The organism is candidate division WOR-3 bacterium, assembly GCA_039803545.1.
Lineage (GTDB): Bacteria > Hydrothermota > Hydrothermia > UBA1063 > UBA1063 > UBA1063.
Genome location: JBDRYS010000001.1, coordinates 776,094 through 789,617 on the forward strand (window position 1 = coordinate 776,094; position 13,524 = coordinate 789,617).

Here is a 13,524-nt window from a genome sequence, read left to right on the forward strand (position 1 = left end):
AAAATTTTTACATGCAGGAAAATTATTACACGCGGATAGGCCTTGAAATCCACATTCAGTTAAAAACAAAAACAAAACTCTTCTGCGGATGCAAAAACGAGTATGGTGCCATCCCCAACACCAACGTCTGTCCCGTTTGCCTTGGCTACCCCGGAGTTCTTCCCGTGCTAAATCAGGAAGCGGTGAAAATGGCCATCAAAGTAGCCCTTGCCCTCAACGCGAGAATCAACAAACGATCAAGATTTTACAGGAAAAACTACTTCTATCCCGACCTTCCCAAGGGCTACCAAATTACCCAGTACAGCGAATCGATAGCAGAAGATGCCTTTTTGGAGATCACTGTTCACGACGAGTCTAAAAGAATTGAAATCGAACGCATGAATATTGAAGAGGAGGCCGCTCGCTCAATTCACACGCCCCAAGGTGAAGTTCTCCTCGATTTCAACCGTAGCGGAATTCCACTCCTCGAGATAGTTACAAAACCCTGTATAAGTTCCCCCATTGAAGCAAAACTATTCTTGGAAAAGTTCCGCGATTATATAAGGTATTTAAAAATCTCTGATTGTGATATGGAGAAGGGAGAGCTAAGGGTGGATGCCAACATATCCCTTTCACTGGATCCAAATACTTACGGCACCAAGGTAGAACTCAAAAACCTCAACTCTTTTAAAGCCGTTTATGATGCATTGACTTTTGAAAAGGAGAGGCAGGAAAAACTATTAAAAGAAGGCAAGAAAATTCACCAAGAAACTCGAATGTGGGACGAATACTTAGGTGAATCAAGACCGATGAGGACCAAAGAAGAGAGTATGGATTACCGGTACTTCCCTGAACCCGACTTGCCCGTCTTGATCCTCGACGATAAATTCATCGAAGAGGTAAAGAGGGAGATGCCCGAATTACCCGACAAAAAATACGCAAGATATGTTGAAAATTACAAATTGTCGCCGGAACAAGCCAAGCTTATCGCCTTCGATAGGGAATATTCCGAATTTTTTGATAGGATCTCAAAGGAAGTAAAAGACAAGAAATTGGTGGCCAACTGGCTCACCGTGATTTTCCCTGCCTACATCGGTAAAACCCACCGATTTGAAGACCTGGATCCTGTGGAATTTGTGAGACTCGCCCACGCCTTAGAAATTGGTGAAATAAACAACAACCAGGCAAAGGAGGCTCTTACAAGGTTCTTCGAAAAAGGTATTTCCATTTCTAAGAGCATTCAGGAATTTGAAGAATCTTCAAAGAAATTTGATGAAACGGAACTGGAAAAGGTTATCGATGAGGTATTGGAAGAACAAAGGGAACTGGTAGAAAAGTACCTCTCGGGTAAAACCGGTGTCTTTCAGGCCATCCTCGGCCAGTGTATGAAAAAATTGAAGGGAAGCGGTGACCCTATCAAGGTGAAGGAAATCCTTGAAAGGAAACTGAAAGGGTAAAAAAAAGCCCTGTTTTAAGTTGTGATAAAACCGCTCTACTTTCTCGACATTAAGTCTTATTGAACGATCTTCTATTGCAGGTTCGACGCCCTTTTAGGCTCCTCTTCTTGTCGTAAGCCCTGTCTAACTCCATTTATAATTTGATTATCGCTTGCGTTAATTTTATTATGCTCATGTTATCCCTCAATCTCTCAAATTCTTTTTCACTTCCCATACGCCTTCGACTCTTAACTTTGCCTGTTTAACGGCGCCCCTATCTCATACCTCTTTACCTTTCTACCGTTCATTTTGTGTTTCTTGCCACCTTCATTTGCTACAACTACATTGCGTTTATTCATGCTGTAAGAACAAAAGATGTAGTATGGTCGCCGTTTTACTATGTTGTTATTTTTGATGAAACAATCCCATTTCGAGTAGATTAATTTTGAGGAACCCGCCCTCTTGACAAAACGGAGCATATAGTATACAATTGTATATATGGAGAACCTCAACCGGAAGGTCAATGTGATAGCTCGGTTCAACGGAACAGGGGAGGTATATCCCATCTATATTGAATTTTCCGGTTCCCTCGTTAAACTCAGAAAGCCCGATGCCGTCTGGAAAGAGAGGGTCGGAAGGAATCTCATCACCCGGTTCTCCTCCTCCGATGGTGCAAACAGGTATATCCTCGCCTTTAACCATGAGACCCTTGAATGGAAATTGGAGGGGATAATCTATGAGTAGAAAGTTCCTCCTCGTAGACATGGATGCCTTTTTCGTATCCTGTGAGGTCGCAGCGCGTCCGGAGTTAAAAGGCAAACCAGTGGGGGTGGTAACAGGGGCCCAGAGGCACGGCGTTGTCGCATCGGTATCCTATGAAGCAAGAAAATACGGGGTCAAGGCGGGAATGCCCACTTACAAGGCGATGGACCTATGCCCTTCCATAGTATTAATCCCTGCCGATATAGTGAAATATGCCTACATCTCCGAGTCTATAATGGATTACCTCAGGGGAAACTTTAATAAGGTGGAGGTCTTTTCCGTGGATGAGGCCTTTATCGATGTGAGCGACATCCCGGACCCTGTGGAAACGGGTAAAGAGATAAAGAAATACATAAAGGAGCATTTTCACGTACCTTTAACCGTTGGCATTGGTCCCTCGAGGGTCATAGCCAAGATGGCTTGTGAACTCGCAAAGCCCGATGGATTAATGGAGATAAAGGAAAATGAAATTCTGGAAAAGTTGGGGGACTTGGACGTTGAAGAAATACCGGGTATAGGCGAGAGGAGTGCAGAAGCCCTGAGGTCTATAGGCATAAGAACGGTAAGGGATCTGTGGATAACCGATGAAGAGGTCTTAGTGAGAAAATTTGGTATCAGGGGGAAATGGTTTAAAGACATGGCAATGGGAAAGGATGCAGGATACTTCACCCTTTTAGAAAATGGCCTTCAGATGAAAAGCATAGGCCATTCTGAGACCTTTCCGAGAGATGTAATAAATCCCGATGAAATCCGGGCCTATCTACTATACCTGTGTGAAAAAACGGGCAGGCGGATGAGGAAACACAACCTTATGGGTTATGGGGTATCGGTGTACATTAGATATTCAGACTTCACCGGCAACGGAATTTCAAAGAAATTCTCAAAACCCGTCATCACCAGCACTGAAATTTACCAAAACGCACTCTTCCTTCTCAACAGAATCCTTGAGATAAAGCCTATAAGGCTCATAGGGGTTTCCATCTTTGACCTCGAACCCTTGAGATTGCAACTTTCCCTTTTTGAAAACAAAGAAAGAGAAATAAGACTGGAGTTTTCCCTGGATACAATAAACGATACCTATGGCGATTTTACCGTCAAACGTGCCCGCCTTGCTGGGTTAAAGATTTCCCACAGCGTAATCCCGCCAAGGGGAATACCGAGATAGATTTTAGGTTTCCAGCCTTTCAAACCTCACTAAAAACTTCCCAAAGGTAGGCCTTTTCATCTCCGTGATTTCAAAGTCCATCCCTGTAAAATCCTTAAGGTAGTAAATAAAATCCTGGGCATGCTCGTCGAAACAACAACTACAGGCAGCAGTAGTCCCTGTGAATTCCACAAGGAGAGAGTCTCGCTCTACCGAAACCACACTTGCTTCACACTCTGGGCTTCGGGTTTCGTTAAATTCTTTAACGAGTTTGCTTATGACTTCTTTAAAGTCCTGCAAATCATCCTCCCATAAATATTTTAATGCAAAGAAAGCGTATCTTTATTCCAATCTTGGAGATAGTTACATTAGAACAACAAAGCAAGGAAGAATCAAAAACAAAAACTATAAAATTCAAAACTACCCTTGGCTTCCTTAAGAAAGCCAAGGGTAGTGAGCTGCCTTTCTTCAATTAGAACTTTATTACCTTATACTGCCTATTAACCCCTTCTCCCCTCACATCGACGAAATAGACCCCACTCTTCAGTTCTTTCATAGAGAATTCATTTTTATAAGTGCCGTTTACCATGCCGCTGTAAAGATCCCTAATTTTTCTTCCGTCAGCACCGTAGAGAGAGATGTTGATATTTAAAGCTCTATTTACTGAATATTCCACAGGAAGGCTGTTAAAAACAATCTCAGGTACCCTAAGGTCAAAATTCACCCTTTCAGGGACCGAGACTACAAGGGGTCCAAAGTAGGCATTGTCGATATATACTGAATCCTCTGTGGTAGCATACTTATAGATCCTGAAATCGTACTTAAAGGTAACGGCACTATCAGCAGGCCTTACAGTTTTAAAACTAATTTCTTGCCACTCTGAAGAGTTAGCGCTATAACCACTGTAGACTGCACTACCCACATTATTTCCAGCAGAATCTTGCCAGTAGCAATAAAGCCTCCCACCAATATTTGTTGAGTTCTCTTTAACCCATATGCTTACAAGAAAAGTATCATTTGCAAAAGGTAAGGTATCTATCCTGTTAACGTAGTGGTAAAAACTCGCATCATAGCCGGATGTATCTCCTACCACAGCTATTTTTACTCCAAAACCTTCATAACCAGGAACCTTCGCTACTGACCCTGAGACACCACCTCCGGTACCTCTTATGTATAGATGCCAGTATTTCGGCATAGAATCTTGTCCAGTTGATGATGTATCCCACAGCTCAAAGCCTGGATTCAATAGCATATTATAACCCTCTGCCCAAAGGGGCACTGCAAGTGCTAACCCAATAACTACTAACAACTTTTTCATACACACCTCCTGTGCTTAGATAAATAATAATGGGATAAAATTAAATAATCAACACTAATAAAAGGTCGACGAAGTATGAAAATTTCTGCGCATGATGAAGACTAATATGATCCTGGGACTTAAAAGCCGGTACCCATTTGAACTTCTTAGGTCAAAATACTACGCTTTTTTCTCTGAAACTTTAGACAAAGTACGGCTAAATGTTACACTTAGTTAGCTCTCAGTCTTTATTTCCCCTACTTCACTCCCAGCCGTTTCAAGATGGCATTCTCAACATCAGGTTCTGCTACCGAAGTAATTCTATTAATCAGCGGGGTGCCAACGTAAAAATATGTATATGCAGGAGTGTTACCCCCATACAAAAATCCTTTAACAAAACCTTGCATATTAGACGTAGCTCCAGCTCTAATCACGGGTCCAGTAAGAGTAAATACATATAAGCCTACATCATAATAGGCTGCATTAGAATCGCTAAAGAAACTTGCAGGTAATGTAAAGACGGTATCTACAACAAAGGTATCTGCCTGAATTATATGGATTGTATAGCCAGCATTGTTAAAAGAATAAATCCGGAAATATAAATAGTAAAAAGATGCGTTTTGGACCTTTCTCCACACCGTAAGGATATCATATCCCACCCTAAAGGTATCTTCCCGGACAGGCTGAATGATGTACGTAGTATCAGGGATTACACATGTGCCCTGGCAACCTCCAATATTTGAGGTTAAAGTAACTTTGTATGTTTTCCTTGATTTGTATCCCATTCGACCTTGACCTTTGATACTGTTAAGTCCGCAATTGGATCTGAGAAAAGAAAAGCTTTTTGTCCGTAAGATTTAATAAAACATACAAAAGTGGCGCTTATATTTGTGGTATCATGAACGAATACGGTATCGGGTTTAACTGTACAACCTTCGTTAACTATGGTAGATATTTGATTACAAAACTCTGTATTCTGGCATTCAAGAACTTGAAAGAACACACCTGTTACAACATTATTATATTATTGTTTAATACGGGAGGTACGATGCCTCTTTTAAAGCTGGAGAAGGTTGAAAAAATTTATATTGCAGGCAAAGTAAAGGTTCATGCTCTAAAAGGAGTTGACCTCGAGGTGGAAAAAGGTGAGATTATCGCCCTTGTGGGGCCTTCAGGCTCCGGAAAGACAACCCTTCTTAACATCATCGGATGCATCGATAAACCGACCAGTGGAAAAGTTATAATGGAAGATATCCTTTTAAACGAGAAGAGCCCTGATGAGCTTGCAAACCTTAGAAGATACTACTTCGGATTCATATTTCAAAGTTTCAACCTTATACCAGTTCTAAACGTTTACGAAAATGTTGAAATAGCTTTAAACCTTAAGTATCCCAAACTCTCAAAAAGGGAAAAGGAGCGCAAAATCTTTGAGATCTTGGAACTTGTCGGTTTAAAGGACAAAAAGGATGCGAAACCCCTTGAACTTTCTGGTGGTGAACAACAAAGGGTTTCCATTGCAAGGGCATTGGTTAAAGACCCTGAATTTGTCCTGGCCGACGAACCCACTGCCAACTTAGATTCAGAAACAGGAAAGAATATAGTCCACCTTATGAAAGAACTAAACGAAAAAAGAGGTGTGACCTTTATCTTTTCCACCCACGATCCACTAATAATGCAATACGCAAAGAGGATAATTAAACTCAGAGACGGAAAAATAGAGGTATAGCATGATAAAAAACGCCTTCAGAAACTTGTTAAGGCATAAAAGAAGAACGCTTTTAACCTTTTCAATTCTCAGCGTGGCCATAATGTATTACATTGTTATTCAAGGGATGCTGGATGGGTTTGAAATCGAATCCATAAAAAATTTTTTGAGCTTAGAAACCGGGCATATCAAGATCACATCAAAAGAATACAATCCTGAGACCTTTGAGGGAAGAATACCAACTTATAATGAAGTTGAAAACAAACTCAAATCCTTTCCCTATGTTGTTGGAATAGCTCCGAGGCTCAAAATTTCAGGATTCCTCGACAACGGAATAGATGAATACCCTGTAATCATCGTCGGTATAGATCCCGAGAAAGATGCAACAGTTTTTGATCTTCGAAAATACGTTCAGAAACCACTTGGACCCGAATCGATTTGGATTGGCACGGTGATTGCAGACCGATTTAAAGTCAAGGAGGGCGACATTCTCTACTTAACCTTCAAAGGAAAAAAGGGTTCAATCGTCTCAAAAGAATTCGAAATAGCAGGCATTATAGATGCCCCCAGTTTTGTTATCAACAATTTACAGGCCTTTGCCGACCTTAGGACAATCAACGAAATCGGCGAATTTGACGGGGAAATATCAGAAATTTCAATAAAAACAGCCAATTTTAACAAAGTCCAACAGTATAAGGCAGAAATTGAAAAAGCCCTTCCGGATTTTTCCATAAAGACCTGGCAGGAAGAAGGGAAAGACTTCCTTTCTATAAGTGAGGCGAAGAAGTTTTCACAGAACATTTTGCTTTTCTTTATCATCCTGATTGGTATAATAGGAACCACTAATACACTGATGATTGCAGTGTATGAAAGGATTAGGGAAATTGGGACGTTAAAAGCAATTGGAATGAGAGACTACGAGGTGATGAAACTATTTATAATCGAGGGCACACTTATAGGTATTGCTGGCTCCATTGGTGGAGTTATACTCGGTGTAATAGTTAACTATCTCCTTGTGAAGTACGGAATCGACTGGTCGCCCCTCCTTCCCAAAAACATGAATTTTGGTTACAGGGTTTCCGGAATAATTAAAAATACCTGGAATCTTAAAAGTATATGGATTTCTTTAATTCTGGGGCCTGTTTCCACTTTGGTCGCCAGTTATTTTCCGGCAAAAAGGGCAAAGAAGCTATTGCCGGCGGAGTGTTTAAGATGGATATAAAAAAACTTGCCTTTAGAAATTTATTAAGGAACAAACGAAGGACCCTTTTGACTGCACTATCCCTCTTCGTATCAGGCTTTGTGATTGTTGCCTTACATGGCTATTTAAGAGGCGCCCTTGATGCCTCAAAGGAAATGATAATAAAACTGGACACCGGGCATGTCCTTATAACGACAAAGGAGTATTTTGAAAGGAGAATATTTTTACCACAGGAAGAATACATTCAAGATCTTGATGAGGTTCAAAAAATTCTTGATAACTCAAATTATGTCGATTTTTACGCCCTTCGGATTAAAGCGGGTTCTATGATCTTCACTAAGAATGGTGCTACAAAACCTGCCTACATTTTTGCCATAGACCCACAAAAAGAGAAAAAAACCTTTGACTTGAGTAGGAAGATTGTAGAAGGAGAAAATGACCTTACAAAGGGAGGTGTTTTGGCTATCGACTTAGCGAGGGCTCTAAGGGTGAGGCCTGGAGATACCATAATAATCCTCTCTCGTAGTGTCTATGGAGGGTTATCCGCCATTAAAATTCCAATATCAGGAATTGCCACCATCGGCTATGCTGCCTTTGACCGTTCCCTTGTGATACTATCCTTCGAAAACGCCAGAAAACTCTTGAAAATGGCTGACGGAGCTCATGAAATCTTGGTCTTTCTGAAAAAAGAGGGAGACATTAATAAATTCATAAGGTCCTTAAAGTTGCCCGAAAATTTAGTGGCTAACCCCTATACCTTCGTACTTGGAGGTTTTGCCTTCTTTTATAAATTTGCAGACATCTTTTATATGGCGATTTATATTCTGATCACCCTTCTTGCCGCCTTTGCTATCGTCAATACGATGACCGTCGCTGTCTTTGAAAGGATGAGGGAGATAGGGACCCTAAAAGCCTTAGGAATGACCGACAACGAGATCTTTCTCCTCTTTGGGTTAGAGGGGACGATAATAGGGACTGCTGGAGGCCTGGCAGGTGGTTTAGCGGGCCTCTTTACCAATGCTATTCTGCATATTAAAGGCATGAACTTTGAATCCATGATCAAGGGGATTGAGTTTCCCTTCCCTTACGTAATAAGACCCTCCGTGAACCCATGGACTCTGCTAATTGCCTTTGTAATTGTAACGTCAATGTCTTTTTTAGCTTCAACACTTCCTGCTCTGCAGGCTAAGAAACTATCACCACAAGAAGCCCTGAGAACCTTATAGGAGGATATTATGAATATCGCTTTAATCATAACGCTATTGTTTCAGCAAATTTCCCCCTCTGAGGTTTTATTAAGCCTCAGAAAGAATCTAAAGTATAACACCTCTACCTTTTCTGCCCAGCTTGAAATCAGAAAAGGCAAAAGGGTGCTTAACAAGTCCTTCAAGGGTTACAGCAAGGGTGAAAACTTCTATCTTGAATTCACAAATCCGGAAGACAAAGGTGTAAAATACCTAAAACTTAAAGGCGACTTATACATCTATTTGCCTGACATTGACGATGTTGTAAGACTATCGGGAGACATGCTCAAACAATCCTTTATGGGAAGCGACTTATCTTACGAAGATTTAATGCAGGAAGACCCATTGAAATATTATAAACCAGTCTCCATGAGAGATACCACCTTAGAAGGGAAAATTTATTTTATACTGGAGCTTGAGGATACCACGGGAAATGCCCCTTATTACAGGGTTCGAATGGTCGTTGACTTAGATAGAAACATATGGCTTAGAGAGGAGCTAATTACAAAAAGCGGAAGGAAAATCAAAGAGATTGAAGCCCTTGAGTTCAAAAACATCAAAGGGAAACATTATCCGACCTCGATAGCGATGCGTGACCTGAGACTAAAAGACTCCTATACCAAGTTTGTTTTTAAAGAAGTCGACTTTGATATCCCCATCCCGGATAAGTACTTCTCGCTGAGTGAACTCAAAAAATGAAATTTTTTGTTATTTTATTGTTCTCCTCCATAAGGATCGGCTTATCTACCTTTGGCCTTTATGACTTTAAGGACCATAGACTTACAGGCATGTTGAAACCTTCGGCCAACTTGAATCTCACCTTCCAGGATTTCCGATTCTACTCAGATCTGGGTCTAAAGGTTATAAAAACTGAAGATTCTTTAAACTCAGAGTGGAAACTCTACCAGTGCTATTTGAAGTATCAGAAAAACAACCTGGAAATCAAGGGCGGAAAAATCCTCTTCATCCCGGGGTTTGCCGGGCTTTTTAATCCCTTCTTTAACAAACCAGCCTTCGAAACCGTTGAAACAGACCTTGAAGGTGAAAAGGGCGTCTTTTTGAGATTTACAAGCAGAGTAGCAACACCGACCCTCTTTGCCACTTTTGATAGTCTAACCTACAATTTAAAAGCACAACTTTGCCGAAGTTTTTCAAAATACGAGATAGGGATATACTCAGAATTTTCAAAACAATTAAATCTTGGCGCCTTTGTAGGGTATTTTGGAAGCCGGGTAGTAAAAATACAGGGCTTTTTAGAGAATTCCCTATTGAAATTGTCGGCTAATATAGAATTCCCGGTAAAAAGTACCTTAATTTCCCTCTGGTACTCTCACCGTAGCCAACCTGAATTTACAGCAATCCCTTTAACCTACCTTTTAACGAGAAACCTGCTTGCCTTAGAAATCAAATTTCCCGAGAAGATCTTTGAAATCCCATATCTTTTAGTCTTCTACGACTCAGACAACAAAACTTTGACTCTCCTTCTTGATTACAGATATGTAATTGGCAACAACTTTTTACTGGAAACAGGCTTTACATCAAGCATCAACAAAGGGAAATTAAACTACGCAATTTACGGTGGATTCAAACTCACCAAGGGTTTTTAGTAACCAATATTTAAACCCAATTTTAATCCATCGAAGGAAGGCAGGATTCTGCACATTCCTCCAGAGCAGACAAGTCCTCCGCGTTTTTTACCGTATGCCAAGGACACGCTGCCATTTTCAAACCGGTATAAAAGCTCAAAATTTGCCCAGAAATTGTCGTTGTCGAAGCGTGGGATCTTCATAGAAGCGTATTCAATCTGGAAAGAGGCAGTGAGGTCTTTAAGTAAATCTACCCCTCCTGTAAATTCGGTCATCCAGTATTTTAAACTGTCCTCATAATTTCGAGTAACTTTCACAGAGAACTCCGTTGGCAATTTCGCGTCCACCTTTGAATGGGTCTCAAAATAATAGGAGAGCAATTTTTGGTATTCTGGCTCCACCCTCAAATACTTTTCCCGGGCGCCTTTCAAATCAAAGTGAAATTTCCCGAAGTCACCTTCGAACTTGAAATATCCCTCTTGATAAGCCTTACCAAGGGAAGGATTTAATAAATTGTCATCCTTTAAATTTACGATACTGGCAAGCTGGAGTTCAAAATAGTAGTCTCCAAAACCGTATGCACCCAGAAAACTGAGTCCCTTATCAGCATTCCCTGCATTAGGTAAAAGCTCTTTTTCTGTAATGACAGGTGGCAGGTTGTAATTCCAGAAATTTATCGAATCATAGTAAATACCAGACAGGCCAAGGTCCAAACCATCAAAACTACCTGCAAGGTCAACGTTTACCCCAAGCCCTTTAATCCTGGAATAGGTAATAGGATCAACACCCCATTTCCTTGCCAAGTTAATTTCAAACCTTCCCCAATCCATTGAAAGCTTATTGCGGAGACCGTAGATCTCTTGAAAAGAGTAACTTTCCGGCATATTCTTTCTATTAAGCCTCACATAAGTGGCTTCAAAACCCGTAATCCCCTTCCCATAATTTAGGTTTAAAGCCCTCACAACATCGGATGTGTCATTGTTTAAAAGGAAAAGAAAATTCTCGTAATCGTAGGAGGCTAATTGACCACTTAAAAGTGTAAGGCTCAAACCATTGAGTTTCCCGGTAAGTTCAATTCCCCTGACGTATCTCAACTTCCTGAACTGAAAATCACTCAACTGAGAAAAAACAAGGCCTTTCTGAAATTGTGCTTGAAAATCGAGAAGTGCAAGTTCTATAAAAGCATTTTTGAAGGAGAATTGAGGACTCAACATTAAAAGCCTCTTATCCCATTGAGAAGGCTGCTGCACTAAAAAATCGGCCGAAATTTTAAAATCAAGAAAAGAATGCTGCAACTGACCAAAGGCTAAAGCATACTCTTCAAGAGAGTTCCTATCCAGCAGGTAATCGCCATTGAGATTAAAGTTAAACTGAATCAAAAGGGTTAAGAGGAACCTCATAGGTTATTCCCTTTCTACCATTGATTTTAAAAGCTCTTTATCCTTCGGTGCAAATCCCGTGAATCTCTTTAGGAGTTCCCTTTTAGGTGAAAACAAAAAAGAAGTAGGAAGGGCACTTACACCATAAGACTTCATCAGCGACTGATCCGCGTCCATAACAATGGGAAAATCCCATTTTTTGGCCTTTACAAAGGACGCTACCCGACTCTCTTTCCTTAAGCCATCCTCATTTACTGCAATAACAAAGATACCCAAGGAGTCTTTAATCCTGTTAATTTCATCAAGCTCCTTTATGCAATTAGTACACCAGATTGCCCAGAAGCTGATGTATACGGGCCTTTTGCCCCAGACCGTATCCATACTCACAACGCCGTAATTGAGGGTCCTCACCTCTTTCGCGTTAAGGAGAGTAAAAGTCAATAAAACCAGCACTTTCAACATCACTCGACCTCCACTATTTTCAAGTTCTCAATTCCATAAACCGTATAGACCTTCAAAAAATAAACACCTTTTTCGAGTTTAAGGGTTACAAATCCTACCGAACCAAAATCCCTTGTAAAAAGGAGCGCCCCTTTTACATCGTAGACCTCGACTTTCTTGATTGCTGCGCCATAAAGTTTTCCTGATTTATAGTAAACCTTTCTGGGAAAATCCTTCACGGGCACCTGCCCTGTTATAAAAATAGAATCCCTATCCTGCGGCCTATTGGCGTCGTAAACCTTGTATATGGCATTCAATGGACCTGCTTCGGAACCAGCATAAAAGTCAAGTTGTATGGTATCGGTAACCCCTGCAGGAACGGAAACTTGCACGCTATCAAGAGGATAGCACATCCCCCGTACGCATTGCATAAACTGGAAATCTGACGGTACGGATAATCTTACAAAGTGGAACACAAAACTCCGTGGCAAATTGTCATTTACCAGTTCTATTCTTAAATTTGACGATTGATTCAAGTCGAGATAGACAAAGGTTGAACCGAGTGGTCTAAGGGCAAAAATGGAAACCATAATTGCAAAAACAAAGTTACCCATCAAAACCTCCTTTGTACGACACTTAATATTTTTAAATTCATTGTATCTTGTAAGAGAGCCACAAAATTCCCTCCCGTTAAAATATTTTCAGCAATTTTTAATTCGAAAGGGAATTGGGGTTCCGCTGAAAGATAAAACCTTATCACATTGTTGAAAATAGAATCCGGTGCTCCTGATTGCTTGAAAAATACGCTATCCCTTGTAACAAACAAAAACAGCTTTTTACCTTGAAAATCAATGGGATTTTCCACGCCTACGATGAGCTTTGCGGTGTCACCTTGATCTATGTGAGTAAGTTTCAAAACTACCGAATCTTCTCGATTCCTCAGTGCCCTGTAGTAATTTTCAAACATACTCAAACTAACCCCGGAAGCGCCTTCAATTCTTTCCTCACCATGGACGATGGTTACCGGTGCCGAAAAACCTATGTTGTATAATGCTTGCCTTTCAGAAATAGAAGCGGGAGATAGGGTATCGCCGAGGATTCTCATGTGATATTGCAAAACAACAACAGAATCACCAAATTCCTGTTTCAAAGTATCAAGAGATTTCTCTACGACAGGACAATTGGAGCACCTTGCGTAGCCAAAGACTTCAAAAACGGGTATTACAGGCATTGTAGTATGTTCAGGTAATTGAGGCAACCTGGAACAACTTATAAGAAAAACAAGCAAAGCTAAAAGAAATTCACGCGACATTAGCTATCCACCTCCTCTTCAAAAACTGATTATCTCAA

The 13,524-nt window shown here is 40.7% G+C and carries 15 protein-coding genes; 8 read left to right on the plus strand and 7 right to left on the minus strand.

Going from position 1 to position 13,524, the window contains the following annotated elements; genetic code table 11:
- Positions 1-11: 11 nt before the first annotated feature.
- From gatB to ABIM45_03520, 3 genes are all read left to right on the plus strand, one after another.
- Positions 12-1,436 (plus strand): Asp-tRNA(Asn)/Glu-tRNA(Gln) amidotransferase subunit GatB, encoded by a 1,425-nt coding sequence (gene gatB, locus ABIM45_03510; GenBank protein ID MEO0238979.1) that lies wholly within the window; start codon positions 12-14, stop codon positions 1,434-1,436.
- A gap of 477 nt (positions 1,437-1,913) precedes the next feature.
- Complete coding sequence (locus ABIM45_03515; GenBank protein ID MEO0238980.1) at positions 1,914-2,159, plus strand: hypothetical protein; 246 nt, start codon at positions 1,914-1,916, stop codon at positions 2,157-2,159.
- A complete protein-coding gene (locus ABIM45_03520) occupies positions 2,152-3,342 on the plus strand; it encodes a DNA polymerase IV (protein MEO0238981.1) in 1,191 nt (396 codons plus the stop codon). The genes ABIM45_03515 and ABIM45_03520 overlap by 8 nt, the downstream gene beginning before the upstream one ends.
- Before the next feature lie 3 nt (positions 3,343-3,345).
- On the opposite strand, the gene ABIM45_03525 is transcribed toward ABIM45_03520, so the two are convergent.
- The 3 genes from ABIM45_03525 to ABIM45_03535 all read right to left on the minus strand — a co-directional run bounded on the left by ABIM45_03525 (position 3,346) and on the right by ABIM45_03535 (position 5,403).
- Positions 3,346-3,621, minus strand: coding sequence for a hypothetical protein (locus tag ABIM45_03525; protein MEO0238982.1), 276 nt, complete (start codon positions 3,619-3,621; stop codon positions 3,346-3,348).
- Positions 3,622-3,793: 172 nt separating this feature from the next.
- Positions 3,794-4,639, minus strand: a complete 846-nt coding sequence (locus tag ABIM45_03530) for a T9SS type A sorting domain-containing protein (GenBank protein ID MEO0238983.1) — start codon at positions 4,637-4,639, stop codon at positions 3,794-3,796.
- A gap of 236 nt (positions 4,640-4,875) precedes the next feature.
- The gene (locus ABIM45_03535; GenBank protein ID MEO0238984.1) at positions 4,876-5,403 is read right to left on the minus strand and encodes a hypothetical protein; all 528 of its coding nucleotides are present in this window, start codon (positions 5,401-5,403) and stop codon (positions 4,876-4,878) included.
- A gap of 263 nt (positions 5,404-5,666) precedes the next feature.
- Between ABIM45_03535 and ABIM45_03540 the strand changes: the two genes are divergently transcribed.
- The 5 genes from ABIM45_03540 to ABIM45_03560 are packed head-to-tail and all read left to right on the plus strand — an operon-like array spanning position 5,667 to position 10,375.
- On the plus strand, positions 5,667-6,344 hold the full coding sequence (locus ABIM45_03540; GenBank protein ID MEO0238985.1) for an ABC transporter ATP-binding protein: 678 nt from the start codon (positions 5,667-5,669) through the stop codon (positions 6,342-6,344).
- 1 nt (position 6,345) lies between these two features.
- Positions 6,346-7,545, plus strand: a complete 1,200-nt coding sequence (locus ABIM45_03545) for an FtsX-like permease family protein (protein ID MEO0238986.1) — start codon at positions 6,346-6,348, stop codon at positions 7,543-7,545.
- Positions 7,536-8,750, plus strand: coding sequence for an FtsX-like permease family protein (locus ABIM45_03550; protein MEO0238987.1), 1,215 nt, complete (start codon positions 7,536-7,538; stop codon positions 8,748-8,750). Before ABIM45_03545 ends, ABIM45_03550 begins: the two co-directional genes overlap by 10 nt.
- A 9-nt stretch (positions 8,751-8,759) precedes the next feature.
- Complete coding sequence (locus tag ABIM45_03555; GenBank protein MEO0238988.1) at positions 8,760-9,467, plus strand: outer membrane lipoprotein-sorting protein; 708 nt, start codon at positions 8,760-8,762, stop codon at positions 9,465-9,467.
- On the plus strand, positions 9,464-10,375 hold the full coding sequence (locus ABIM45_03560) for a hypothetical protein (protein MEO0238989.1): 912 nt from the start codon (positions 9,464-9,466) through the stop codon (positions 10,373-10,375). The genes ABIM45_03555 and ABIM45_03560 overlap by 4 nt, the downstream gene beginning before the upstream one ends.
- On the opposite strand, the gene ABIM45_03565 is transcribed toward ABIM45_03560, so the two are convergent.
- From ABIM45_03565 to ABIM45_03580, 4 genes are read right to left on the minus strand one after another with little or no spacing between them, the layout of a single operon-like run.
- Entirely contained in the window at positions 10,372-11,754 is a 1,383-nt protein-coding gene (locus tag ABIM45_03565) for a DUF6029 family protein (protein MEO0238990.1), read from the minus strand. The two genes, ABIM45_03560 and ABIM45_03565, sit on opposite strands and share 4 nt — an antisense overlap.
- A 3-nt stretch (positions 11,755-11,757) precedes the next feature.
- A complete protein-coding gene (locus ABIM45_03570; protein MEO0238991.1) occupies positions 11,758-12,195 on the minus strand; it encodes a TlpA disulfide reductase family protein in 438 nt (145 codons plus the stop codon).
- Entirely contained in the window at positions 12,195-12,788 is a 594-nt protein-coding gene (locus tag ABIM45_03575) for a T9SS type A sorting domain-containing protein (protein MEO0238992.1), read from the minus strand. Before ABIM45_03575 ends, ABIM45_03570 begins: the two co-directional genes overlap by 1 nt.
- The gene (locus ABIM45_03580; protein MEO0238993.1) at positions 12,788-13,486 is read right to left on the minus strand and encodes a hypothetical protein; all 699 of its coding nucleotides are present in this window, start codon (positions 13,484-13,486) and stop codon (positions 12,788-12,790) included. The genes ABIM45_03575 and ABIM45_03580 overlap by 1 nt, the downstream gene beginning before the upstream one ends.
- Positions 13,487-13,524: the final 38 nt, after the last annotated feature.